The sequence below is a fragment of the Propionivibrio pelophilus DSM 12018 genome, assembly GCF_059569095.1.
In genome coordinates, this window is sequence record NZ_JCANUT010000043.1 from 1 (window position 1) to 26,175 (window position 26,175).

Genomic DNA, 26,175 nt, shown 5'->3' on the forward strand with positions numbered 1-26,175 from the left:
GCATCGCGCAATGGCCCGAACGTATCCGTTCCTACTTCCAGCATCCTCATGCCGCATACGCGGCCTAACGAATCTATTTAAGGGCCGGGTTAATAGATGGGCACGGAGTGGGCACGGAAATTTTCCACTAAAACATCCAGACGATTACCTCGATAAGCCGAACGTGCCCATCACCCTCGCGAAATGACGATTGCCAGAAACTGGCGGCGTGCCAGTTGGACACAGAACTGCCTGCGCCAGCATTTCGCAAAGCATTGATATAAAAAGGGATTGGCGCGCCTGAGACGATTCGAACGTCCGACCCCTGCCTTCGGAGTTTTGCGGACAAATAATTTCAACCTGTATTTTCAAGGCTTTTAAGCAACAAATCTGCAAAGTAGTATAGAAGTAGTATAGCACTGACGCCCGAAAAACGAACTATGAGTCGGCAAATCGTGCCTGTTTACACTCCGCGCAGAATAATTCCTTTGTCATATTTAGTGTCGTTTTAACCGACGACTATCTCCTTACCGATCAAACCGCTTTGGAAATTGTCGAGACGGCTTGCCATTTTGCTGCTCTTTATTTATTACCTACCGTGTAAATAAGAACCTCTCCGATGATATCAATCACATCTGCAATATTTTTATCTAAGTCTCTTTCCTCTTGTGTCATTTCAGATGGTGACTTAGTAAGACCTTGCAAAGAGGAACAGCCAGTTCCCATAGTGAGAATGGCTGTCATGATAAGTGCCATTGTCAATTTATTTTTATTCATCTTGTGGATTGATTTACTTTTTTGCTGGGCGGGCACTGCAATAGTCACAAGACGGATCAGCTTTGCAGTCGCCTAAAGTCCACATTTCTTTTTGATCAGCTGATAATTTTTCCCGCGCATCCCACGAAGCACTCGCAACTTTCCTACAAAGGCTACTTGTTCTAAAGCGATAGATTATTGTTGTAGCGGTTAAAGTGTTGGTCACTGATGACGACCAAGGCAGTTGCTGCTCTAGCGATTTATCTGTGCACTCCAAATCGATGCTGCCAAATAAACCTACGTTTTGTTGCGTCGCACGAGCCTCAGCAACACAGCCGTTTGGCGTAGGAGTCTCTGCCTGAGCAACAACTTCGCCATACACGTCTCGCACGTTTAAAAAACGACCGACACCTTTGATGGGCTGTAATTGTGCACAGCCTGTCAGTATTACCAGGCTAGATAACAGAAAGGTTTTCATTAGATCGCCTTATGACTAGTCGTTTCGCGCTCAACGAGAACGTTTAACTGACCATCAGCAACTCAATTATTGAAATAGCTTGTTAGCGGCTGGATGTTAGAAAACGCATCGGGTTTCTTTTCAAAAGCGTCATCCATTTTGTTTTGGACGTCTTCAGCCCACTTGGTAAGAGACGCGAGAAACTTTACTTTTTTCGGATCTCTGTTAACAAAATCCTTATACCAACTATTGGAACCCCAAAGTTGTTCAGCATCGCGCTCAATCCCGAAAAGTTCAGGATTGATGCTCACCCTATATTGCAGACGCCTGCCGTAACTCGAATATCTCGTAAATTCGACGCCAACAATTGTTGGCGGAAGTTCAACGCCCATATCTCTGAATGCCACGAGATACTGCTGATAATCTCCAGTCGGAGTTACATAAAACTTCGTAATATGGTTGATGTAGGCACAGTTAATATCTCGAAACGCACCACCAGTGGATCTTTTCCAGAGGTAGTTATCTCGCTTGCATGGCTCATCCGTCCAATCGCTCATGCTACTTGTCTCCAAGTTTCCTTGCATTCTTATATCAGCGAAAAACTTTCCGTCTCTAATATCGACAAAGTAAGCGTTCCCAAGCGGCAAACCACTTGCTTGCCCTGTAGAATGAGTTGTTTTCAAACGCATTATCTTCAACTGGTTGCCTAAACTTAGAATCGGATAGCCACCAATCTGTTGACCAGATTCCACGGCTTGCAACTGCTTAATTTCGATCGGCTCATTTTTATTAAAGAGATCTTGCGCGAAACAAATCGATGTACAAAAGGCACCGATTAAGAGACCTAATGAGGAAATCAGGGGAATCTTCTTCATTTTTGTTCTCACTATGACGTGTGAAAATTGAGTGTTCAGGCTTCATCATCCTCCGTAGGAACAGACGTTGCGAGGGCAAGAGAAACGCGTTCGGCAAGAAATCGGATAGTTGTTGCGTCTGGGCAACAACTCCTCGCAGATATTTATTAATTCTGATGCTTTCGCCCTCATTTCGGCGTTACTGACCGCCTCGATCTGCGCATCAAGTTCGCCGCCCTCCACCGCTTTCTTAAAATTTCCAACGTTAAGACCAATTACCGATTTGTCGTGAAAAACGACATTTCACCCCGCTTAAAGCGCAATGTGCGTATATTTCAACGGTTACGAACGCACTGAGGAACAGAACAGTGAATTTCGATATTCACATATCCCCAAACTTCCGCGGCGGTCAGTTCTTCACTAGCTTTGAGGCGGATTCGGTAGATAAAGCGCTTACTGCGATCAAAAATGCATGGTTTCGCGCTGGATTGAGCGCAGACACGGGCGAAGCGTTTCTTTTCGCACCCATCAAAGCGGTCGATGAAACGACGAAATTTGAACTCGGCACTTTTAAGTTCTACGAGGACGGCGGAATGTTCTTCGACATTTCTTCGTTTGACGACGAGTTCACGGAGTTTTTAGACAGTATTGGATACGAACACAACGAAATGCTTGAGGGTGAGACAGCATTTCTTGCTCTACTCACACACATCATTTCGGCTGGTCAGGGGTAAAGCCCCTCCGTCCGACAATGCGTCCTGAAACGGGACGCTGAAAGTTGGTCGGTTCGCCAAACTGCAAAACAGTCGTTTTAACCGACACTACATGCTTGGCTGCATCAACGGCTTTGCTGGACGACCACCACAGTAATCACAAGACGGATCAGTACAGCACGCCGCTTCCCGCCACTCGTTGCAAGAAGCGCAGAACAACGCGTCGTAGCGTTCGGCGTAAATCAGCTTCTTCCTACATGTCGGGCAACGCTCATCCATTTCCAAACGCGGGATAGCATCGCCATTGCTATCAACAAGTTTTCCTTTACTGCTCTCGTTGCTCATCATCGCCCTATGCGTCGGTCGAAAGCTAGAAGCTTTGATTCAATCCCAATCACACCGCTCTTTTTCTTTTCGCTCTTCTATGCTTTTCAGATCACTAAGATCGTTTGCTATACCTGAAAGACGCGAAAGCACCCCACCCAGTCCGTTGATCAGAAAGATGAGGTTGAGAAAGAGCAAAATTACCACTAGCCAGTTGAAGACCTCATTTGTCATTGCCGCCCCGCAGTCTTAGGTGCAGTCTCAAGAACTGATTCTTTGAATTTCTGATCGTTGCCCCTTTGTCGCGAAATCAAGCGCACATTTGCCTTTCGTCGTTTTCAACATCGGGTCAGCCCCAGCTTTGATAAGAAGACTAACCGCCTTGTTCTCACGATTCTTTACAGCGAACATCAACGCGGTCGCCCCATCACGATTTGTCTCGTTGGGATTTGCTCCACTATCCAAAATGCTACGCACATCATTAAGGTTGCCACTGGCTGCAGCAACCATCAGCGGTGTAAGCTGAAACTTTGAAGCTTCAGCCTTGTTTTTTAATGCCTCAATATTGTGATCTTCTTGGTCAATCCTCCGCCAAAAGTAGGCTACAGCGAGAATGACAGGGAGCTTAATCAAGCTCGTAGGGATTGAGCCCTTCAATGGCACTGAGACGAGCATAGCCACAAAAAAACCGCCAATCACTAAGATAGTTTTTTGCACCCAGCTCGGCAGTCCAGGCTTGCAATTCTCAAAGTCACTACCCTCTGCGGCTGCGGCGTTCTTTAACTGAGACAACTCGCCATCAGGATATCCGCGAGACGCCAACTCGGTCATCGCTATTTCTAACGCTTCAGGAGTTAGCCCATTTCTAATTTTCGAGACGAGTTCTTCAGTTTCCGTCTGGGCAAATAGTCCCTCAAGATAGGCAATCTCAGCCATTTATCTCTCCCACTTAAACGCACCATAGTCGGGCACGAATTCTCTTCTAGCCTGTCGATCACGTTTATCATCCGCTTAGTGGACTTCTTAAGGGTTGAAAACTGTCGGGTTTCACGACACATCTTCGGAGGATGTTGCTACCGAGCGACAACCCCGTCACCCGACTACGCCACATTAGTACACTGAACACGTACTCGCCCCCCCACTCAGAGTCTATTTCTTTACCCCAGCCTTCCCCATCCCGCAGACCGCTTCAATCTGCGCATCCAGTTCGCCGCTTTCAACGGCTTGCTTCAAAATCTCCAGCGTTGCGACCAGTTCCTTCTCGCTCGCCAGTTCCACCGCCGTTTTTCCCTTCGCAATTTCAATAATTTTTGCCCCGTATCGCAGTGACACGCAGACCTTGCCGTTGTCTGCCGTCCACCACCACTGCTTGAGACGCTTTGTCGTTTCAACCGACACTTTCAGACCCGTTTCGGCGTTTTTGACGCTGCGCATGCGCGTTGGCGCGTAAGTTCGCCCCTCTTGCCGCGCTTTCGCCATTTCCAGTTGCTCGTGCAACCGATCAATGACCTTGTTGCGGCGAATTACGACAGGCGGCAGTTGAGTCGGTTTTTTTGCGGCGACCAATTTCAAATTTGCCAGTGCGCTCATTTAGTTCTCCATGACGTTGTGTTGGTATGGACAACTGTAAAGCCACCATTTCGATATCGCTACCTCTCGTTCTGAATATTTTCCACCTAATTTTTCGCCTGATAAATAAAAGTAGCGCAACTAATTCAGAAGCACTCAACCAAGCAAAAAGTAGCGCAACTTATAGTATAGAGACGAGATAAGACATGAAGAACAAGAATGCGATTGGGGTAAGGAAGGAATTGACGGCAGGTGCTACTGCTTGCAGATTGGATCGAGTTATTGGCTCGCAGGAATTCATCAAAAAGCCCCCACCAATTCAGCGATCACCTCTCAAACAAAAGCTGCTTCAGGCATTGAAATTCACCCAACCCGACATCGGCAAAGATTACCTCTACGAACGCTGCGTCAATAAATACGTGGATGAGATGCTGCCTGCGCTACGCGCTGCCATTGCGATCAAGCCAAGTGATGACCTCATGCCGCATCAGTTCTATTTTTGCCAATCAAAAATACGCGAGGCAATCGGCACGATTGGCAAGCAACAGCAGTACATCTTTCAACTGATGAAAGAGGACGACGCCACCAGCTTGATAGTTATTGAGCGCAAGGGATTCAGTCAGAACGGCGTGAGCCGTCTCAGTGCTGCCAAACTGAATCCGCTTTACGAGGAGCTTGTTATCGACGAAATACTCAATTTACGCGTTGAGCGAAATCAGCAATTGCTTGACGAAATAGAACGCACGGCGAATTACTGGGTTGCCGTTGAACCTGCGTCGCTTCAGGCATTCATCACCAAAACGACGGAAACGTTGCGTGCCACAAAGAACGGCGTGCATTACGAACAGGCTCTGTTGCGCAATCTGGTAGCCGCACAGCAACTGCAGGCAATGACGCATGCGCCCGATGCGGAGCACCCCACGCATTACGTCAATGAGCGCTGGGAGCAAGCGGACTGCGGACGCATTTATGGTCAGGGCTACAGCTTACAACGCATGCCCAAGGCAGTGCGACACGCCGCGCTGGGCGTGTGCCACAAGTACGACTTCAAAGCATGCGCTTTTGCGCTGATGGCAGGACTGGCACATGAAATTAATCCCACGCTGCTTGTCGGCGCGACACTGGACTATATAAAGAACAGGCAGAAGATACGCCAGCGCATTGCGAAGCAACTTGGTATTGAGGAATCGCTGGTCAAGCAGATATTTACAGCGATTGGCTTTGGCGCGGAGTTGAAGAACAATCAGCACAACGCAATACGTGGCGCATTGGCGAAAGCGGCACGGCAACAGCACGACCCCAATGCGCGATTAGACAAGGACGTTTACAACAAATTGGGCGATGACGAATTTCAACGCCTGATTGCCAACCCAACCTTTCGTTATATCTACGACGAGTTCCAAGCGATCAACGCCACTATCCTTTCATACCTCGATACGGACGATTTCAAGATCGGCGACAGCACCTACCGCGCTATTGATCCAAAAACTGGAAAGAAGCGAACACACAGGCAAAAACTGGCGTGGATTTATCAGGCGCTGGAATCTCACGCCATGTTCACTTTCGCTGACCTGGCTGGACAAGAGCCGCTATTAACGACGCACGACTGCCTTTACTTCAAACAAAAGCTGTCCAGCGAAAAAGTTGTCGACATCACACTACAGCTTCAGCAACAGTTTCCTTACTTGCGCTTTGAACACGAGGCGATCTACCCGATTACAGGCGATGCGGCGTATGAAGCGCGATTCGCTGACGCAGCACAATTTGAAAGAGAACACCGACAGCGCATTGCAAAAGAAGAAGAAAACGCACGCTGGAAAAAACCTACGAATTTGTGGAATGTATTAGGTTCTTTCCTAAGTCATTGAACCGCTGCATCTCTCTATTCGCCGAATTCTTCTCTTTACCTTATGACCAAAGACTATAACATTTGGCATATGAATTATTAGGTTTGAGGAAGGAGGAACAGCAATGGCACAGGCAAAAACGCTCACTGACAAAGAGTTGAAGAAAGTGCTCAACTTCATCAGTTGCCACAAGCACGCGGCACGTAATCGCGCCATGCTGCTGGTCACGCACTGGTCAGGCATGCGCGTAGGTTCCGTTGCTGCGCTCAAAATTGGCGACGTGGTAAATGAAGACGGAACGATACGCGATGAAGTGCGTTTATCGGCGCAGCAGGTGAAAGGCGGTCGCTCCTACACCGTGTTTATTGCGGAGAAACTGCGCAAGGAACTGGCAGCCTATGTTTCGACGATCAACACCAGCGATCCAAGCAAGCCGCTGTTCGCCACGCAGAAGCGCGATCACTTCACCGCCAATACGCTCTGCCAGCATTTTCACTGGCTCTATAAGCAGGCGGGGATTGCTGGCGCAAGCAGTCACAGCGGACGACGGACATTTATTACGGCACTGGCGAACAAGGGGGTTGGAGTGCGCGTGCTGATGGCGCTGGCGGGGCACCACAATATTTCAACGACGCAGGCTTATATCGACGTAAACGACGAGATGAAGCGGGCTGCGGTCGAGTTGATCTGATTCAAACGTCCTGAAACGGGACGCTCCACAAAAAAAACCTGCCGATGTAGCTAATCGACAGGCTAAATGTATAAGCGTCCCGTTGCGGGACGCTCGTGTAGATCAACTATTTGATGGTTGCGCCACTGACAACGGTGAAGTTATTGGCGTTAGCAGCTGAGCTACTGGCAGTAGACGGAACGGGCGGCATAGGCAAACCCATCGCATTCAACGCGAGCAGTTCATCGAGCTTGCGCATGTAGCCACGCAAGCTGCCCTTCCATTCCAGTTGCTTCAGGTAATACAGCACATCGCTATCGGGCAGCGTCAGCCCTTCATTTTGCAAGATGAACTGCGCACGCGGCAACACCGAGTTAGCATTGAGCTTGCCGAACTCGACCAAATCGCAGCGATCGCGCACGCTGCGCGGAATGCCCATAGGATTGTTGGTCGTAATAATGACCATCAGCGCATCTTCACAACTGTCCATCGCCGTCCACAGTTTATGAAGATTGACTTTCGCGTTATCAAATTCTTCAAACACCAAAAAGAATTTGGATTGGTCAAAGAGCTTGTTGGACGCGCACGACTGACGCAAATAGTCCTTCAAGTCCTTTCTGTTCAGCAGTTCGTCATAGTCCTTGTTCTCGACAGCCACCTCTTCGCCGCCAATCGCCTGAGGCATCAGCCGAGCAACAGTGCTTTTTCCTGTCCCATTCGTTCCCCACAAAATTATGTGCCCCTCCAACAATCCTTTCGCATAAGCATCAATGCGATGACGGATGTGCGCTTGCGGAATAAGAACGTCCGCGAGGGTTTGGGGTGCATACTTGATTTCACACTTCATGATTTCTCCTTTAGTAAATTGGTGAGGGATAAATGGGGCGCGTGTTGCGCCCCGATTTGTTAGCCAGCAAGCGCTGCCTGCAGATCGTCTTCGCTCTTGGGCTGCTTGAACGAATCGACTTCTGACGCGTTTTGCGCATCTACCTGTGCGCTTGCCACTTTGTGCTTGGCGATGCGCTGCATGAGCGCGTTGATGACAACGTCCGTGGCTGAGGGCAGCACACTGACAATGTGCGTGGTCCCATCGGGCTGCGGCTTGGCGATCAGCACAGCGTAGTCGCCCTCGATGTCCATATTGACTACGGCGAGCGGGTTGAGCGTGTTGTACTCAAGCTCGCCTTTAGCGACGACTTGCGCAGCTTCCACAGCTTCACGCTTTTGCCGTGCCTCTTCCTTGACGACCATGGTGCGGACAACTTCCTCCACACCTCCAGCGTCGCGCACATAGTCTGCAAAATTGGCAGACGAAATGTTTTCCTGTACAGCAGCGGTCAGGACATACGCGTAGCGGTGCGCACGCTTGCGGTCAGACTTGAAGACAAAGCGCACAAGCATTCCCAGCGCCGTGCTGTTTTTCTGCGTCTTGATGCCCATTTCTTTCAGCCTGCTCACAAGCTGCTGACGCAGCGTGCGCTGGTCGTCCTTGGAGCCCTGCAAGAACTTGCTGTTATAGACATCCAGCGTTTCAGCGAGCAGCGCGTACAGCGCTTCGTTAGCTGCTTTGAAAACGCCTTGTTCCCATTCGTCGCGCTTGACCGACAAAGCGTCCAGTAACGCGACGGTGCTGTCGGCGAAAGCGATGTTGGTTTCGGAGGGGGTGAAGATAGCGGTCGTTGCCATTTTTGTTTCCTTTCGTTGTTTGTCTTCGCAGCGGTTAGTGGAAGTTGGTGCTGTGTGCTGCGTCGATGGGATGTATTATTCCGTTTCTCCACTTTTCTCTGAATCATCAGCAATATCTGTGTTTTTATTTGTATAGAAATGGAAAAAACACTGCTCCCATGGAAGCTTCGCGCTTCGGATTTCTCTAAACCTGGCTGGCACACCCGCCCAACGGTCGGCTATGAGTTGATGTTCGCGTTCCTGCGCATCAGCCCGAGTTATGAACTGGCGCGGGAGGAACAGGAGGAGGGATTAACTGAAGAAGAGGCGCGGGGATTGCCTGCCGACTTTGAGGAAGTCAGGAAGACCTACGCGCTGCTGGGTGATGTCCAGCGAACGCTATTCCGCTCGTGGTGGCTAAAACGAGGTCTGAAAGCCTTTGGCAACCCGCACACCAAGCCGCGCGTGCACGAAATTGCCGATTTGGAGGACTCGACGGATGCCTCGCTGGAACACCTACGGCAACCTCTTGAAGATTATTTGGGTGAAACGCGAAGAGACGAAGGCTTGGGCGCAGCGCTGCTCGTCTCAATTCCTCTTGGCAGACGCAAAGGTGAAATCCTGACGCAAATCAGCCGTCTGCTCGACAGATATTCACAAGTCGAGGCAGCCACAATGAACAAGCCGACACTGAGTTTGTTGGGGAAGCGGCTTCGGGCGAAATCCTTGTTTTCTGGTTTGCGTTTGCTGTGGTTCAGGGCAGCCAAGCCGAAATGGGAATTGTGGCGGCTGGGGGCGCAATCCAGACTAAGCAAAACATATTCGGCAGTGCTTGACCCGAAGGCGGGGCGGCGCGTCAAAGATGTGATTGAACAGACGGACCGCGACATGATGACGAAGATCACCTATCGCGCTTTGAATAAATTTGAAGCCATCGCCGAAAACGCGGCTCGCGGCAAATTCCCCTGTGACGAGTCTGTTGAGAAAGCGCCGTTCGATTATCCGCGGATCGCCAAACAGATTCAGCGCAATAACGCGTGGGAGAAGAAAGAGAAAGAACGGCTGGCGAAGTTGTTCGAGGCTCGCCAAGCCAAGCGTGCGCAAAAGCCCAGCGACAGCGATCTTTAACTTCTCTCTATCTTTCCAAGCGTCTTGAAACGGGACGGTCAGCAGGTTGATTTATTCTTTCAATCTCCCGCCGATAAATACAAGAAACAGGGAGAAATCATCATGCGTTTTGCCGAATTTGCACCAGTACCAAACAAGCAACCACCACAGCAACAGAAACGGCAGCCTGTCGCCATCGAGCCGACCGACGTAACGCGAGGCAGAATGCGGCGCGAGATGGCGAAGAAGATTGCCCAGTCGCAAGCTCAAATTCAGCCGACAGACGACGATCGTATGATTGCGTTTATGCGTGCTTGCCAAGCAAAAAATGCCGTCGATGATGCCGCGCAGCAAACAGGCGATTACCGCGCCAAGCGCTTCAACGGCTAATCAGCATCCCGCTTTCCGTTGGCTTTGGGCTTACGCTTGCGGCGTGACTGGATCATTTCGATATTGTCTTCGCCCTTCAATTGAGACGCGTAGAACCTGTCGATCATGTCTTCCTTCGTTCGTGCATTTCGCGCCAACGTAATGACATCCATCTTCTCGCCATACAGCAAGCGATACATGATGCAGGTGTGGCGCAGGGAATAAATCGTTCTGTCTTCGCCCTTTGCCGCACTCTTCAAGTTCGTATTCCACAGCAGCACGTCGAACTGGCGCTGTAGCTGCTTTAGCGCATAGTCCCTGTTGGTGTACTGGGGCATGAAAACATAGTCATCTGGCGCTACGCCAAGCCCGTTGGCGCGATTTCGTTCTGTCAAGCGCTCATACACTTCAACGGCTTTGGGCATCGTAACGATGGGCTTGTCGTGCTTTTTGCTTGGGGGCAAGCTGAGACGTAAATACACGTTGTCATTGCGCAAAATCTCTACATGCTTGTGCTGGAGATTTTTAATGTCGGTTGGGCGAATGAAGCTGTTGGTCATAAACACGATCAACTCGACCAAGTCGCCCGTTATTTCCGTCGTTCGTATCTTCCTGCCCTTCGCTGGCTTGCTGCCCGCTGCAAAATACTGCGCCAGCGCTTCCGTGCCGTCCTTTTTCTTTACCTTTACCAAGTCAAAGCGTTTGCCAATCAACGCACGCGCACGACTCCATAGCAGTCTGTATTCTCTCGTTGTGAAATAGCCGCGTGGATTGTCTGGCACATTGACCGTCGGAAAGTGCGGGACGGCGATAATCAGTTGGCGCTTGAAGGCGTAGTTCAGCACCTTGCGCACTAATTTCATGTAGCCGCTGATTGTGCTGAGACTGAGCTTGGGCGTTTGATGCGACAGTTCGCCCAAATAGTTTTCCAGCAGTTCGTAATTCACGTCTGCCACATCGCGCTCACCGAAAAACGGCAGGATGCTTTTGTTGAGACGACCTTGCGCAATGCTGTAGGTCAGGTTGGTCACTTCACCACGCGCCACTTGCGCCTTCTGCGCTGTCAACATGGCATTGACGCACACATCAAAACGCGATTGTCTGGTGATCGCCAAGCCTTGCGTTCGCCGCAAGTTCAACTCATCGTAAAAGGCTTTGGCAAACTTGTATGCCTCGTTCTTGTTCTCGGTCTTGGTGCTGCGTCGGACGATCTTGCCATCGACGTAATAGCGCACCCACCAATAGCAGCTTGCTTCCAGTTTGTAGATCGTCAGTTTCTTGGGGTAGCCAGGCACAGGTGACAATGAACCTGCCAACGGCACGGTCCGATGTTTCTTCTGTAAAGCAGCGGTCTGGATCGTTTTTTCTTCTTTCATAGAGTACCTTTGTCTCAGCGCACTATATGCTCTACACCGATCAAATACAAGACTTACAGCCAATAATCAGACAGCAACATAGCCATTCCTCTTGCCTAAACTGGCGAAAATGTGGCAGAAGTAGTATAGATTATACTATACTACTTTTATGCAAAATAAAACCCGCACAAGGCGGGTTAAATACTTGATATTACAGAGAATTATTGGCGCGCCCGACACGATTCGAACGTGCGACCCCTGCCTTCGGAGGGCAGTACTCTATCCAACTGAGCTACAGGCGCTTTGGCCACATTGCATGGCGGAGTGCAGTAGTCATTTTACGTCATCTACTGCAAATGACGACTGCCTTCGGAGACAAAAGCAACCAATAGGAATCTAGAGGAACCAGAAGGTTTAAATCGGCAAATCCCTTGCCGTTGAAGAGGACCGAGGTGAGCGGAGTATTACACACTTTCACCTTATTAAACCAATAGTTACCATACAATCTCCCGACATCACCATCCGCTTTATCACCAAGCACGAGGTCGGATTGACGACAGCACTCCAAGAATGTTACAGGAAATTCGCTAGAAACTGGGTGTCTATAGTTATAATTTTGTTTGTCTCACTTTGCATCCAACAGACGAACATTACGATGAGAAAACAATCGGCAAAAGCGAGCCTATCTTCTGTACCACAGCTGATCAAAATTTCGCTGACTGAGATTCAAGTCGACGAAGCGAATCCTATTTTCGAACTACAGAATCGGTTGAGACATCTCCCTCAGGCCGTTCCCTCGTTAAACGAGACGGCACTCGATCTGCTAACGTTAGTTCAGCCATTACAAGTCATCAAATACGAAAAAGATGATGATAGCGGCCGCACCAGTTTTAAGCTGATTGGCGGATTTCGCACTTATCAGCTTCTGCTTGAGCAGCGTTCGATGAAAGCGCTGGTCTGGGCTCTACTTCATCCGCAGCAGGATGCTGCAAATGAAGCTCTCCTAGCGGCCATGGACGTCGTTGTTAAAGTACTCCAACGTCCCGATGATTTGGATTTGGGGCTGCTTGCTAAGGCACTACACGATGATAAGGAACTGAGATCCATCGTCGAAAACCTTGTCCCTATCAGTACCGATGAAAAATTGTCACTCATTCTTGGAATGTCGCGTAGTTCATTGAATCGGAACATTCAGAGCATTCGAAAGTTGACCGATCAAAATGAGAGAGATACAAAAATCGAGGAAGGAATTGATCTCGATATAGATGAAGAGTCGGTGAAGTAAATGACGACTCGCGGGACGGAACCAAATAACAGCCAAAATGTGGAGCAGCCTCCAGGCGACAGAGAAAGGTATCTTCGAAAGTTACAACCGTTATTGAGTTTCTTATCAGCACCCCACGACCTCATTGGGATTTTTCGAATAGCCGAAGAATTTCAGAAAACAATCCAATTATTTTCTCCCCTCGCGAATGAGCGAACACGCTCCAGCCTTGAGCGCCTCGATTCACTTTGTACGATCATTCTTAGCGATCAATCAGGGATTACAAGGTCTTTCCCCAAAGCTCCTGCGACAAAAAGAGCAACACTGACCGACTACTACGATAAGCATCCTCACTATTCGATCTACTGGAACCGTCCCCAACTACCTCTGTTTTCTGCGCAGTGGCGAGCGCTCGTGGCCACCCTCCTTCCCATCCGAATCAGTCTAGATCGGGAAGAGACTAAGTCTGTAGAGCCGTATCATGAGGTATCCGTCCGACTTAACCGATACCTTCGCCAGCTGTCCCAACCATCCAGGGAAGAGTTGCGCATCCTTCTTGAATTACCGGTTATAGCAACCCCCGTCCAAAGCCTTGGAACGAATATTTCTTCAATAGCAGAAAGACTTGGAATTCGCTTGAGTGCAGCCAGCGGGTACAAGTTCTTTCGGTTCATTGCACGAGTCATCGATCTGTACCAAGACGGCCAGTGGAATGTTGATCGATTCTTGAAACGAAGCAATCGCGCCGGAATACGTTCAAATGAGCGCCGATTTGGAGCTACGGAGACTGAAAATGTCGAACAGGGCATTGAACTGAATATCGCCATCGATGGCGATGAGAGAATCTTGGCAAAGCGATACTTTCAATTTGACAGCACCGCAATTGCTAATCCTCAAACTGACTCAGACGAGGAATTTGACAGTTGCCCAACTGCAACAACGTTACAACTTGATACACAGCGCGTAACTGAATATCACTTGCAGAATCGGCGGCGCCAAGCCGCTCACGCTGCCCGCTTTCAATCACAAGCGATCGAAATCGCAAATCAATATCTCCCATTTGTCAGAAACGGGTTAACAGGATACGAGCTGACGTGCTTTATACGCGCGCTTGTCGATTTCTCAGACTCTGCCTGGGATTTGATCATACCGAAGAGACGGCCTGTTGTCGCAGCGTGGGCCGCATGCAGATTTTTTCTGTCCCGTGAAACCACACAAATTCGAGAGATACGTGTTGGATGCGAGGCAGTTTCAATGCAGTCGAAGCGACGAGAGAAGATGGCCTGGCTTCCCGAAGAGAGCAGGATCCTCCTTCCTTCTATTGCCCCCCTCCATGCAACTCCGGCAACGGGCAAAGTGATCCCCTCGACTGACTATTTCTATCTGAAAGTACCGAAGCTTTTTTCTGATTGTCTAAAACATCTAAAAGGCAGCACAGAAAAATTGTTCGATACCTCCTACGAGGCAGACTTCGGCAAGCTAATCAATGGACTTCGTAAGCAGTACAGCATTGAAATCACTGCTGCTCGAGTGCAATCCTATCTGTCGGACCTCATGAGTCAATTGGCGCCAGCCGACCGAGTCATCTCCATTTACTTTCAGGCACTGCCGCCCAACCAACACAACCCCGCCGTCTACTCTGCAATTTCGACCGGCCACATTCAATCACTCTATGATGAAGCGAATGTGCTGGTAAGTGAACGAACTGGACTTGACGTCGCGACAGCAGGCCCCGCGGAACTGCCCGGCCTCCTTCCAGAAAACGGCTCCTCCATTGGCTCCCGGCAGGTCCCCCAAATTGAGACCATATCCAATTCTGTAAAGTCGCTTCAAAGAAAGCTTGCCTCTCTTTCCGCAACTTCGGCCTTGTCCATCAGTGAGCTTCACAACACGTATACCGCGTATGTCGTGTTTATGTTGCTGGCAACGAGCGGGATTCGAGCCATATCCAATTTGCTACCCGCCCACTTCGATATCGACATCCAGACTGGAATTTGCTTTGTATCCGACAAAGACAACAACCGCTATGGAAACGCACACCTTGTTTGGTTACTCCCTTTGTTGGTTGAACAACTCGAGTTATATCGTGAGCATACGATGCGATTGCGTCAATTTATTGCTTTGACGGCCAGCCATGAGATCGCGCGCCTAGATCTTGCAGGAGAAATTCCAGCATTGACGAGTCATCTCGCCCCCGATCGTGATTCTGATCAGAATATCCTTTCAGAAGCAGTACCCTTTTTGTTTTTTCTCGGCACGTACGGTAACAAGGTCGAACCGGTCGCCCCTTCATTACTGGCCACATACCTCGGAGACGACTGGAATCTCCGCTTGGGCACTCTCAGGCATTTCGTGCGCTCCTTTCTGTTGGATCGAAATTGCTCCGGCGAGAGCATTAATGCGCTCCTGGGTCACGGCGAGCGAGGGGAAGCGCCATGGGGCCGCTTTAGCACTTTGCCACCACGACTCTGGCGCCGATCAATCGGTAACGCAATGACTCAGTGCACCAAGCGGATCGGATTCAAAGCAATTCGATCACCACTGCTAAGGTCGGTCAAATGAACGACTCCGAACCACCATCCAAACCACTTGAATCGAAGAACGAGTGGCCCGAGTGGGCTGCAACGCTTAATCCACGAATCGCAGATCGACAACAAGCACTTTTTTATAATTTCGCAAAGTTCCTAAGGGATCGCAGCTCATCCATATGGCAGGGACTCCCCACCGCCCAAGCGGAATTGACACCACAAAGACATCAAGACCTCCGCGATGCCTTGAGAAAAACCGCTTCGAACGCAAATGCAGAACTCACACTGATGAATTGGTGGGACCGCCTGATCGTGGCGGGAAATCAAGATGGCCGCTGGGAAATCCCTCTTCTTCCACCGATAGCCCGATTACCGCCGACACAACCCGTCTTTGTCCGCAGAGATTTTCAACTCTTAGCGGAATTCCGGAAATTTGAGGCTGCACTGACTAAAAAACTCGCAGCGCCGATGGAACAGGGCTGGATTTCCCATGCGGCGTTTCTTTCAGCGATTATTTTTGGCGGCGTGAGTTCTAAAGAAACGCTGGAATCACTGTTGAAAACGGACTGCTCCGCCGTCACCGAGTTCGGAGGGGAACTTCGCATTGAATTGCGGTTCGAGAAAAAAAACCAACCGACGCAGTACAAAGCGTGGTTTCCCGATGCGGTGACCAGCAGTCTAATCGCTCGCCTGATTCAACAAACACACGGGCTGTTTGCTGAAAACCTTCAATCACCCTCGCTGTCGGCCGAAGGCCAATTTGAAGCCGCCGTCGCACACCTCGATTTACCTCAGCTTGAGTTTTCTCTCGTTCTGCGCGCGGCGCGTGTAGCCAGCGCGCTTCGGGTGCCTCCCTACATAGTGGCTTACCTCAACGGCGAGCTAGTGAGCCAATCTCTCCCCAGGAATGTTTGGCAAAGGCTCAATGGATGGAAAGTTGAAACGGGGCCAAATGATCAAAGAGAACAACCGGATCAACACGCCGAGCAATTCACGCATCTCGTGCAGCCGCAAATTTTCTTTGATCCGATAACAGCACAGGTTGATCAACTAAAGATCATTTCTGCTATCAGGAAAACATTGACGTCACGGACTCAGCCGATTGAATCGATCGACGGCATTTTGCGTGAATACGGCACTGCCGTGTGGCCGATCGTGACACTGCTCACACGATGGACCCAATGGCACTTGGGGGGAAACAACGAGAATGACGAGATCGCAGACCGCAAAGGTATTAAGCGATCCAGTGCTATGCGTTATCTGTCGGCCATTGCGCGACACCTAATTCCAATCTGCCATACCGAGAATCCGCTTGAAATGGACACCGATGATTTTGAGACCCTGTACGAATTGGGTTCCGCACGGGTTGTCCGCCCAAAGGAGAAGCAGGTCTATTGGTTGTGCGTGAAATCATTCCACACCTATTTGATGCTCGCGGGTGCTCCAGACGTCAATATGAGCGAGCTTGATGGGTACATTTCCGGCGGAAACAATACGGTATCGGCCAATTTGATTGGAGAAAGCGATTTTCAGTTGTTCAAAAAGGCATTGATGCCAAAAAACAACGCAAAGATAGATACCCCTTCGACCCGCGTTTTTCTGGCCGCAGTTCTTGGCTTTCGTTGTGGGCTCAGGCGCAGGGAAGCTCAGATGATCCAGCTTAAAGATGTTCATTCTGGCCCTCATCCTTGCTTACTCGTTCGTTCGTCACGATTAGCCCAACTGAAATCATTTTCAGCTCACCGCAGAATTCCCTTGCGCCATCTACTGCCGGACGATGAACTCCATTTGTTTCTCGCTTACGTAGACCAGCGCCGGTCTGCATTAATGGGCGATAACGGTCTCGTCTTTTCCTGGCTGCACACGCCGACGACTCCAATGGGAGATCGAGACCTATTTGAGCCAATAACCGCTTGTTTCCAGGCTATCCAGGGGCTTGCGTCCCCTCGTTTCCGCTACCACCACCTTCGCCATTCGTTTGCGAATTGGGTATTCATGGCGCTGGTCGCCTCAGACGCCATGGCGTGGCCGCGAAAGAATTCGGGGCCGTTGTCCGCTTCGCCGTTCGATAGCCACAGGATGATCTCGATTAAGAATTTATTTTTCCCGCGTCGGTTCGGAACCGATCCCACACCGACGCGCAAGAATCTTTACCTGACAAGTGCACTGCTCGGCCACCTTAGCCCGGCGACAACGACCCAAAGCTATCTTCACCTGATCGATTGGATCGCAGCCCAAGAACTGGATGACGCGTTGGATGCTGAGCTTGAAAACGTCGGTTCGGGTTTTTTGGGATCTGTGTGTGGTTTATCCCCATCAATGCCACATAAACCCCCTTATCGAAAATTCCGGAATAAGCCAACCGCTTTTCTGCGTTGTTTCGTTCACCAGCAACTTGCTCAAGGCTACGGTGACTCTATCGCACCCTCCGGGGAGCAGCCCGAGTTATCGGAGATTCTGAAGAACGTTGGGAAAATAAGCATTCCTCCCCCTAATGTTCTGATGCTGATTTTGGCGCGACTTCAAACCGGGACACCCGTTGAAACCCTCGAACGTGTCTACTGTGTTCCACATGAAGTCATTGCGAGCGCTGCCGATTACTACAAGCGGATGTATGCCAAACAATCAACCGCAACGCCCAAAAAACGAATTCGGTTGCCAGGCCCACCCCGTCCCAAAGCCTATAGGGAAACATTTTTCGCAATACTATCTGCTACGGTCAATTCGTTTAACCGCTCGGCGCTGAGGGAGGAATTGGTAATTGCTTGCAGGTTATTCGTGCAGCGAAATGGGCCAGGAACTGGGCGTATATATTTCGGTGAAAGGCAGGAACACGTTCTGACTGTGCTCAAGGCGCTGGCTGCGATGGGGATAACTGAAGATTTATTAGAAGTTAATCTTCGCATTCCATCTCCAGACTATGAATTACGACCAGAGATAGCGATGTTGGAAGCGGAAATCTTAGCTCGTGGAATACCCGTCAATCGCATTGGGCTCGACTGGGAATTACGCGAGATGAAAAACGAGGTCTTCCGTATTACCGTGGGTGGAAACAACAATTCCGGTTTCGAAAAAAGTAAATTCAATAGTACGGCGATAATTCACGGATTGAATTATGCGGCGCTATGGATTCTGTTTGCGAAAGAATTCACTCAAATTTTGGCTAATTCCTCGTTTTTTTCAGGGCCCGAAAATTAGCAAAAAGCAAAAGCCAGCCGAAGTCCTTCGAGCCACGCTATTTGTGCTTAAGGCATTGAGGTGGTTGCAACATAGTCTGTCTAGGCCAGTCATAGCGGCCGTTTTATATGGCTTAATGGTGCCTGACCAGCCGCAATTCAGCTTGCCTTTCCCCTCGGACCTGAATCAACAAAGACTTTAGGATGGATTAGAGCCGTCATGCAGCTGATTGAACAGGACTCTACCCATCAAACTTTCTGTGCGCACCGTCGGTGATTCCTCAAGCACTGGGGTTTTGCGCCGCAAAAGCCTATCAAGCGGGCCTACGAGCAGCGTCCCGAGGCTAATAGACAATATGAAATTGAGATGCTTAGATCATACGCCCTCGGCCATAATCGTTTTTCTCTTGCCCCGCTGCTGTCGTCTTCCATGCGAAAAACCGCACATTGAAAGAAGCTCAAGCGTCAGGCTGCATAGCTTCAAGTTGGCGTCGCCCGAACCGTGCTGAATCCCCCCACAGATTCCTAGTCGTCCGGCGCCCGACCGAGGCGATCCGGTTCTCGAGGCAGACGGCGCACTGCTCGGCGGAATCGTCGAGACAAGGTTTGCCGTCGTAGAGGGTGTACATCGCCCGTACGCGCGGCGGGGTCACTTGCGGCATGATCACGTTGGCGCCGAACGAGAGACCCTGTTCGCGACCGTCGTCGGCCAGCGCCTGCAGCGCGGTCGTGGCAGCAATGTTGACGTCGCGTAGCAGCAAGCGTGCGGCGGCGATCATGCGCAGCCCGAGTCGCAGACGCTCGTCAGCCGGGAGTATCCCCGGTGCGCCGGGCAACACCGCTTGCGCATGAGGAATGTACGGCCCCATCCCGAGCATATCGACGTCCATGTCGCGGAAGAACAGCAGATCGTCGACCAGATGGTCGACCGTCTGTGCCGGCAGGCCGATCATCACGCCAGTACCGACCTGGTAGCCGATCTCGCGCAAAGCCTTCAGGCATGCGATGCGTGTCTTAAGGCGCTGGTTTTCCGGATGGAGTCGCGCAAACAGCGCCGGCGAAGAACTCTCAATACGCAGCAGGTAGCGATGCGCCCCGGCAGCAAACCAGCGCGCATACGTTTCCGGTGGCTGTTCGCCGACACACAAAGTGATGCCCAATCCCCCCGGCTGCGCATCGGAACGCGTCGCGTCCTTGATCGCGCGGATCATCGTTTCGACGCGGCGCACGAAGGCGTGATCGCGCCGCTCGCCCGACTGCAGCACGAGCGAGCCATACCCCTTGTCGGCACACCAGCGCGCGCAGGCAACGACGTCATCCTGCGTCAGTGAATAGCGGCTGACGGCGCGGTTGCCGCGACGGATGCCGCAGTAGTGGCAATCGAGCACGCAACGATTGGAGAATTCAATCAGGCCGCGCAGGCGCACGGTATCGCCGCAGTAGTCGAGCAGCGTTTTTTCGGCGGCAACGCGGATGACCTCGACCTCGTCGGGATCGGTGGTGGTGAGGATGCGGCGCAGCACGTCGCGCGCGGCGTCACTGTACTGCCAGTCCGTATCGAGCCGCTGGGCCAATTTGCTGGCGGCAGCACTCGGGGCGGAAGTACGCCGGTGCCAGGCGATCGTGACCTGCGAGTTCATGCGGGTATGCCTTCGAGCATCTGCCGATACGCGTACAGCGCCGCAGGGAAACATTGCAGCGAACGGTCGAGCACGCCCTGCACCACCGAGATAGCCATCCCGTAGTTGGTCATCGGCACGCCCTGCCGAGCCGCGCGGATCTGGCGCGCGAGCATCTGCCGGCGTGTCACCGTGCAACCACCGCATTGCACGACCAGCGAATAAGGGGTCAGATCATCAGGGAAGTCCTTGCCCGCCCTGACGTCGATCTCAAGGTGGCCGCCAGCGAACTGGCGCAGCCAGCGCGGAATCTTCACGCGGCCGATGTCGTCTGCCATCGCGTGGTGCGAGCAGGCTTCCAAGATCAGCACACGGTCACCGGGCCGCAATCTGTGGATGGCACCGGCCCCTTCGGCCAGGCCAATCATGTCCCCCTTGAAGCGGGCCATCAGGATCGAGAAGGTGGTGAGCGGAATCTCGCGCGGCGTGTCGGCAGCGACCTTGAGTACCACCTGCGAATCGCAGACGACGAGCTTCGGCGGGGCGGTAAGCCGTTGCAGCGCCGCGGCCAGTTCACGCTCCTTGACCATCAGGCCGGTTGCGTCGCTATCGAGGATATCGCGCAACGCCTGTACCTGTGGCAGGATCAGCCGCCCCTTCGGCGCGCCGAGGTCGATCGGCACCACCAGCACGACAACATCCCCAGGCCCGATCAGATCACCGATCAACCGTGCGTCCTCCAACCCGCTCTCCGGGGCCTGGCGGAACATCGCCTCCTTGAGTGCATCGATTCCGGCGCCCTGCGCGGCGCAGACGACGGCGGACTCGACGTTGTCGGCGGCGAGATCGATCAGTTGCGTCTTGTCCGGTTGCGCCAGGTCGGCCTTGTTGAAGACGACGACGAACGGGGTCTTCTGTTCGCGCAGCGTGGCGATCAGCCCCCGTTCGAGCGCCCCGAGCCGCCCATCGTCGACGACGACCAGCGCGAGGTCGACGCGCTCGAGCACCGCCCGCGTTTTCTGCACGCGCAGCGCGCCGAGTTCGCCCACATCGTCGAGTCCCGCCGTGTCGACAAACACGACGGCACCGAGCGGCGCGAGTTCATAGGCTTTCTCAACCGGGTCGGTCGTCGTACCCGGATGTTCCGAGACGATCGACACCGACTGACCGATCAGTGCGTTCATCAGCGTCGATTTGCCGCTGTTGCGCTTGCCGAACAGCCCGATGTGCAGGCGCAGGCCTTTGGGGGTGTCTTGCATGGTCAATCCTTGAGATTCAATTTTGTATACCCCAGGGTGGTCATCGCGTCAGCCGATAGCAGCTGGTCGAGCACGTGCGGCGCGAGTAGCCCACGTGCGAGGACAACCTCGCGGATCGTGCGTTTCTCCCGCTGCGCTTCCTTCGCCACATCGGCAGCAAGTTCGTAGCCCAGCGCGGGCACCAGGGCGGTTACTTGCGCGTGCGAGATGTCCAGCAGTTCGGCGCAACGTTCGGGGTCGGCGGTCATTCCTTCGATGCAGCGGGTACGGAACAGCGTGTCGGCGCGTTCGAGCAGGTCGAGGGTGCCAAGTAGCGCGTACGCCACCAGCGGCAGGAAGGCGTTGAGCTCGAGCTGGCCGGACTGCGCGGCGAGGGTCACCGCCTGGTCGTTGGCGATGGCCTGCAGCGCGGCCTGGCCGACGGCCTCGCAGATCACCGGGTTGACCTTGCCCGGCATCACGCTGGAACCCACCTGCACGGCCGGCAGCTTCAGTTCGCCGAGCCCGGCGTGCGGACCGGATGCGAGCAGGCGCAGGTCGGAGGAAATCTTGAACAGGTTGACCGCGTGCGCCTTGAGGATGCCCGAGACTTCAACGAAAGCATCAGCGTTCTGGGTCGCATCGACAAGATTCTCGGCGCGGGCGAGATTCATCTTCGTCATCTCGCGCAAGGCGTCGGTAACACGGAAGATGTACTCGCGCGGGGCGGTGAGGCCCGTGCCGATCGCCGTGCCGCCGAGATTGACGACGCGCAGACGTTCCTCGCACTTGAACACGCGCCAGCGGTCGCGGCCGAACGCCTCGGCCCAGGCCGAGAACTCGGCGCCGAGCGTCATCGGGCAGGCGTCTTGCAGTTGCGTGCGCCCGACCTTGACGATGTGCGCAAAGTCCTGCTCCTTGGCCTGAAACGCCATTTGCAGCGCGATAATGGCCTTCTCGAGGCGGTGCAGCCCGTCGGTCGCAGCGACCTTCAGCGCGGTCGGAAAAACGTCGTTGGTCGACTGGTGCAGGTTGACGTGGTGCAGCGGGTGCACGCGCCGGTACTCGCCGCACCGGCCCCCGAGCGCTTCCTCGGCGCGGTTGGCGAGCACCTCGTTGACGTTCATGTTCAGCGAGGTGCCGGCGCCACCCTGCAGGGCGTCGACGACGACGGCGGCGGTCAGTTCGGCGTGGCCGTCGGCCAACTCGCGACAGGCGTCCATGATCGCCGCGCCGACGTCCCTTTCCAGAAACCCGAGCGCGGTATTGGTCTGGGCGCAGGCGAGTTTCACCCATGCCATACCGCGCACCAGGCCCGGCGCGCACGGCCGGCCCGCGAGCGGGAAGTTTTCCAGGGCGCGGGCGGTGTGGATGCCGTACAGGGCATCGGCGGGAACGGGGAACTCGCCGAGGGAGTCGGTTTCGGTGCGCGTTTCGGCTCGGAAAGACATCGACAAAAGCGCCTTAGCAGAACACGTCGCGCTTGCCGGCGCGAATGTGCGCCAGCATCTTCTCGGCATTGCCCCGTGTTTTCGCCGCCATCTTGTCCAGTTCGCAGGCGATCGCCGCCTCTCCGGAACAGCGCGCCTCCGCGGAACCGTAGTCGGTCAGATACTCCAGGAAGGTGGTCACCGCATTCGGATCACACTTCTGCTTGATCAGGCCGGGTTTGGCCAGATCCATGAAGTCCTGGCCGGTGCGCCCAAGGCGGTAGCAGGCGGTGCAGAACGACGGAATGAAACCCATCGTCGCCAGTTCATCGATGACCTCGTCGAGCGAACGGTGATCGCCCAGCTGGAACTGGCCGGCCGCGCTTTCTCCTTCGCTGTAGCCGCCCGGGTTGGTTCGGCTGCCGGCGGAGATCTGCGACACGCCGAGCGCGTAACATTCGCGGCGAATGGCCGCCGACTCCCGCGTCGACAGGATAAGGCCGGTGTAGGGTACGGCCAGGCGCAGGATGGCGATGAGCTTTTTGAAATCGTCGTCGGACACCGGCGCCGGAGGACTGATCGAGACAGAGGAGCCGTCGGCCGGCTCCATGCGCGGTACGCTGAGTGTGTGACAACCAACGCCGAAGACGTCTTCCAGGTGCGCGATGTGCTGTAACAGGCTGAGGAGCTCGAAGCGCCAGTCGGCGAGGCCGAACAGCACGCCCATGCCCACGTCGTCGATGCCGGCCTGCATCGCCCGGTCAAACGCCGTGGAACGCCAGTCGAAGTCGCGCTTCTTGCCGGAGAGATGCACCGCCGCGTAGGTTTCACGGTGGTAGGTTTCCTGGAACAGCTGGTAGGTGCCGATATCGGCCTGCTTCAGCTGGACGAATTCGTCGACGGTCAGCGGCGCGAGGTTGACGTTGAGCCGGCGGATGTGACCGTGTTCCTCCGTCACGTCATAGACAGCGCGGATCGCGTCGAGTACGTAATCGAAACCGCCGCGCGAGGCGGCATAGCCCTCGCCGGCGACCATCAGCAGGCGCTTGTGGCCCTGCCTGACCAGTTCACGCACGTCGCTGCGGATGCCGTCCCTATCGAGCGCCGTACGCGGCAGCGCCTTGTTGGTCGAACGAAAGGCACAGTAGGTGCAGTCGTTGCCGCAGACGTTGGAGATGTACAGCGGCGCGAACAACACCATGCGCCGACCGTAGATCTCTTCCTTGACCTGACGCGCAGTGGCGAACAGTTCGTCAGCAAGCTCCGGCGAGGCGATGCCGCACAGCGTCGCTACCTCTGCGGCGTCCAGCCCCTTCAGTTCGCGCGCCCGAGCCAGTACGTCGCGCACGCGCGCCGGGTCGCACGCGGCGCGCGATGCCGCGCGGAGGGTCTCCTCCACCGCCGCCGGCCGGAGCCAGTCGGCCGCCAGGGTTGCTTTCATGTCCATGGCTACGACTCCTTTCCATCCTGCCCGCGCAATTCATCCCATTCGGCGCGGATATCCGCATCGACACCGCACGGGCGCGGGCCGTAGTGTGTGTGCAGCAGATGGTGCGACTTCTCGGAATGCGGCGCGCCGAGGAAGTCGGCGTAGAGCTGCTGCACCTGTTTGTTGTTGTGCGACTGGCGTACCTTGGCCTTGCGGTCGATGTTGAAGATCGTCTCGCGCCGGCGCATGGCGTGCGGGATATACGCCTTCTTCGAACGCAGCGTGCCGCCACCATCGACGCAGCCGCCCGGGCAGGCCATGATCTCGATGAAGTCGAAATTGGCCTTGCCGGCCAGCACGGCTTCGACGAGCCGTCGCGTACCCTTCAGGCCGTGGCACATGGCTACGCGAATTTCGCCGTACTCGCGGCCAAGGTCAACCGTCGCCGAACGGACGTTGTCGAAACCGCGTAACTGCGACACTTCGATGTGTTCGAGTTCCTTGCCGTTAAGCACGTAGTACATTGTGCGCACGGCAGCTTCCATGACCCCGCCGGTCGTGCCGAAGATGGCCCCGGCGCCGGAGTATTCGCTCATCAGCGGGTCATCGTAGGCAGAAGGCTCCAGGTTCTTCAGGTCGAGCCCCTCGCGGCGCAACAGGCGGGCGAACTCGCGCATGGTCAGTACGACGTCGACGTCCGGATAGCCGTTGTTGCGCAGGGCCGGACGCGCCGCCTCTTCCTTCTTCGCCGTGCAGGGCATGATCGAGATGACGCGCATTTTTTCCGGATCGAAGCCGCGCTTTTCCGCCAGATAGGTCTTGGCGATCTTGCCGACCACTGCCTGCGGCGAACGCGTCGAGGAGAGATGCGGCAGTACCTCGGGGTAGTGCTTCTCGGCAAAGTTGATCCAGGCCGGACAACACGAGGTAAACACCGGGCGCTGTTTCTCGGCGAGCTTGCCGAGCAGTTCGGTGCCCTCCTCCATGATCACCACGTCGGCACCGAAGTTGGTGTCGAGGATCACGTCGGCGCCGATGCTGCGCAGCGCGGCGATGATCTGCCCCTCGACGTTGGTTCCCGCTGGCAAACCGAATTCCTCACCGAAGCCGACTCGGATCGCCGGGGCCATCTGGAAGACCGTGATGATCTCCGGATCGCCGAGGAAGTCGAGCACGTCCTGCGTCTGATCGCGCTCGGCCAGCGCCCCGGTCGGGCAGACCATGACGCACTGGCCGCAGGTCACGCACGGGGAGATGTCGACGTCGCCGCCTTTCAGCCGCACGCCGGCGGTCGGTCCCCAGCCGTTCATCTCCAACGCGTCGATGCCCTGGACGTTGCGGCAGACGGCGACACAGCGCTGGCAGCGGATACAACGGCTGCGATCATAGACGATGGGTTGCGTGCCGGTGTCGGGCTGAAGATCCTTCCAGCCTTCGGTGTAGCGGAAGCGGATCTGCTTCAGGCCGACCGAGTTGGCCACCGGCAGCAGTTCGCAGTTGCCGGTGCGCGGGCAGGTCGAGCAATCCTGATGGTGATCGGCCATGATCATTTCCATCTGCAGCTGACGCATCTCCTGCACGGCACGGGTGCGCGTCTGCACGGTCCAGCCCTCGCCCATCGGCGTATCGCAGGCGGTTAGGTATTCCGGGGCGGCCTGTCCCGGCCGCTGCACTTCGACCAGGCAAACGCGGCAGGTGCCGGGTGCGTGGTCGATGTCGTTCAATTCGCACAACGTCGGGATGTGGATGCCCTGACGGCGGGCGACCTCGAGAATGGTTTCGTCGGATTTGAATTCGTAGTCTTGTCCGTTGATCGTCGCGTACAT

The 26,175-nt window shown here is 54.0% G+C and carries 21 protein-coding genes, 1 tRNA gene and 1 pseudogene; 9 read left to right on the forward strand and 14 right to left on the reverse strand.

All coding sequences use genetic code 11. The features are described 5' to 3' along the window. Positions 1-561: 561 nt before the first annotated feature. From BO74_RS15360 to BO74_RS15370, 3 genes are all read right to left on the reverse strand, one after another. Positions 562-723, reverse strand: a complete 162-nt coding sequence (locus BO74_RS15360) for a hypothetical protein (RefSeq protein ID WP_496443290.1) — start codon at positions 721-723, stop codon at positions 562-564. A gap of 46 nt (positions 724-769) precedes the next feature. Further along, positions 770-1,213 (reverse strand): hypothetical protein, encoded by a 444-nt coding sequence (locus tag BO74_RS15365; protein ID WP_496443292.1) that lies wholly within the window; start codon positions 1,211-1,213, stop codon positions 770-772. Between the two features lie 62 nt (positions 1,214-1,275). Further along, the gene (locus BO74_RS15370) at positions 1,276-2,067 is read right to left on the reverse strand and encodes a hypothetical protein (protein WP_496443294.1); all 792 of its coding nucleotides are present in this window, start codon (positions 2,065-2,067) and stop codon (positions 1,276-1,278) included. Between the two features lie 347 nt (positions 2,068-2,414). On the opposite strand from BO74_RS15370, the gene BO74_RS15375 reads away from it, so the two are divergent. Further along, the gene (locus BO74_RS15375; RefSeq protein WP_496443296.1) at positions 2,415-2,780 is read left to right on the forward strand and encodes a hypothetical protein; all 366 of its coding nucleotides are present in this window, start codon (positions 2,415-2,417) and stop codon (positions 2,778-2,780) included. Positions 2,781-3,344: 564 nt separating this feature from the next. Here BO74_RS15375 and BO74_RS15380 read toward each other — a convergent pair. Next, on the reverse strand, positions 3,345-4,019 hold the full coding sequence (locus BO74_RS15380; RefSeq protein WP_496443298.1) for an ankyrin repeat domain-containing protein: 675 nt from the start codon (positions 4,017-4,019) through the stop codon (positions 3,345-3,347). 213 nt (positions 4,020-4,232) lie between these two features. After that, a complete protein-coding gene (locus BO74_RS15385) occupies positions 4,233-4,673 on the reverse strand; it encodes a DUF6641 family protein (protein WP_496443300.1) in 441 nt (146 codons plus the stop codon). 185 nt (positions 4,674-4,858) lie between these two features. On the opposite strand from BO74_RS15385, the gene BO74_RS15390 reads away from it, so the two are divergent. After that, positions 4,859-6,520: a hypothetical protein gene (locus BO74_RS15390; protein WP_496443302.1), complete on the forward strand. Its 1,662-nt coding sequence runs from the start codon at positions 4,859-4,861 to the stop codon at positions 6,518-6,520. A 103-nt stretch (positions 6,521-6,623) separates the two neighbouring features. After that, positions 6,624-7,190 (forward strand): tyrosine-type recombinase/integrase, encoded by a 567-nt coding sequence (locus BO74_RS15395; RefSeq protein WP_496443304.1) that lies wholly within the window; start codon positions 6,624-6,626, stop codon positions 7,188-7,190. 106 nt (positions 7,191-7,296) lie between these two features. On the opposite strand, the gene BO74_RS15400 is transcribed toward BO74_RS15395, so the two are convergent. Continuing rightward, on the reverse strand, positions 7,297-8,016 hold the full coding sequence (locus BO74_RS15400; protein WP_496443306.1) for an AAA family ATPase: 720 nt from the start codon (positions 8,014-8,016) through the stop codon (positions 7,297-7,299). Between the two features lie 59 nt (positions 8,017-8,075). Further along, positions 8,076-8,855 carry a hypothetical protein gene (locus BO74_RS15405; protein ID WP_496443308.1) on the reverse strand — a complete coding sequence of 260 codons (780 nt, stop codon included), beginning with the start codon at positions 8,853-8,855 and terminating at the stop codon, positions 8,076-8,078. A 138-nt stretch (positions 8,856-8,993) separates the two neighbouring features. Here BO74_RS15405 and BO74_RS15410 point away from each other — a divergent pair, with 138 nt between their 5' ends. Further along, positions 8,994-9,962: a hypothetical protein gene (locus tag BO74_RS15410; RefSeq protein ID WP_496443310.1), complete on the forward strand. Its 969-nt coding sequence runs from the start codon at positions 8,994-8,996 to the stop codon at positions 9,960-9,962. 24 nt (positions 9,963-9,986) lie between these two features. Beyond that, complete coding sequence (locus tag BO74_RS15415) at positions 9,987-10,331, forward strand: hypothetical protein (protein WP_496443312.1); 345 nt, start codon at positions 9,987-9,989, stop codon at positions 10,329-10,331. Here the strand turns inward: BO74_RS15415 and BO74_RS15420 are convergent. Together BO74_RS15420 and BO74_RS15425 are read right to left on the reverse strand one after the other, a co-directional pair. Next, positions 10,328-11,686: a site-specific integrase gene (locus BO74_RS15420; RefSeq protein WP_496443314.1), complete on the reverse strand. Its 1,359-nt coding sequence runs from the start codon at positions 11,684-11,686 to the stop codon at positions 10,328-10,330. The genes BO74_RS15415 and BO74_RS15420 overlap by 4 nt on opposite strands. A 204-nt stretch (positions 11,687-11,890) precedes the next feature. Continuing rightward, positions 11,891-11,967 (reverse strand) — tRNA-Arg (locus BO74_RS15425). Between the two features lie 353 nt (positions 11,968-12,320). On the opposite strand from BO74_RS15425, the gene BO74_RS15430 reads away from it, so the two are divergent. The 4 genes and pseudogenes from BO74_RS15430 to BO74_RS15445 form a co-directional block, all read left to right on the forward strand. Continuing rightward, positions 12,321-12,950, forward strand: coding sequence for a hypothetical protein (locus BO74_RS15430; protein ID WP_496443316.1), 630 nt, complete (start codon positions 12,321-12,323; stop codon positions 12,948-12,950). After that, complete coding sequence (locus BO74_RS15435; protein ID WP_496443318.1) at positions 12,951-15,491, forward strand: hypothetical protein; 2,541 nt, start codon at positions 12,951-12,953, stop codon at positions 15,489-15,491. Beyond that, positions 15,488-18,655 (forward strand): site-specific integrase, encoded by a 3,168-nt coding sequence (locus BO74_RS15440; protein WP_496443320.1) that lies wholly within the window; start codon positions 15,488-15,490, stop codon positions 18,653-18,655. The genes BO74_RS15435 and BO74_RS15440 overlap by 4 nt, the downstream gene beginning before the upstream one ends. 183 nt (positions 18,656-18,838) lie before the next feature. Beyond that, positions 18,839-18,979, forward strand: a pseudogene (locus BO74_RS15445) (helix-turn-helix domain-containing protein); the annotation flags it as partial. Positions 18,980-19,091: 112 nt separating this feature from the next. Here BO74_RS15445 and hydE read toward each other — a convergent pair. Genes hydE through BO74_RS15470 form a run of 5 tightly spaced genes read right to left on the reverse strand, consistent with a single transcriptional unit; the run spans position 19,092 to position 26,175 of the window. Beyond that, entirely contained in the window at positions 19,092-20,273 is a 1,182-nt protein-coding gene (gene hydE / locus BO74_RS15450; RefSeq protein ID WP_496443322.1) for a [FeFe] hydrogenase H-cluster radical SAM maturase HydE, read from the reverse strand. After that, complete coding sequence (hydF, locus tag BO74_RS15455) at positions 20,270-21,511, reverse strand: [FeFe] hydrogenase H-cluster maturation GTPase HydF (protein ID WP_496443324.1); 1,242 nt, start codon at positions 21,509-21,511, stop codon at positions 20,270-20,272. The genes hydE and hydF overlap by 4 nt, the downstream gene beginning before the upstream one ends. Before the next feature lie 2 nt (positions 21,512-21,513). Then, the gene (locus BO74_RS15460) at positions 21,514-22,941 is read right to left on the reverse strand and encodes an aspartate ammonia-lyase (protein ID WP_496443326.1); all 1,428 of its coding nucleotides are present in this window, start codon (positions 22,939-22,941) and stop codon (positions 21,514-21,516) included. A gap of 13 nt (positions 22,942-22,954) precedes the next feature. Then, entirely contained in the window at positions 22,955-24,367 is a 1,413-nt protein-coding gene (gene hydG / locus BO74_RS15465; RefSeq protein WP_496443328.1) for a [FeFe] hydrogenase H-cluster radical SAM maturase HydG, read from the reverse strand. A 2-nt stretch (positions 24,368-24,369) separates the two neighbouring features. Beyond that, positions 24,370-26,175, reverse strand: coding sequence for a [FeFe] hydrogenase, group A (locus tag BO74_RS15470; protein ID WP_496443330.1), 1,806 nt, complete (start codon positions 26,173-26,175; stop codon positions 24,370-24,372).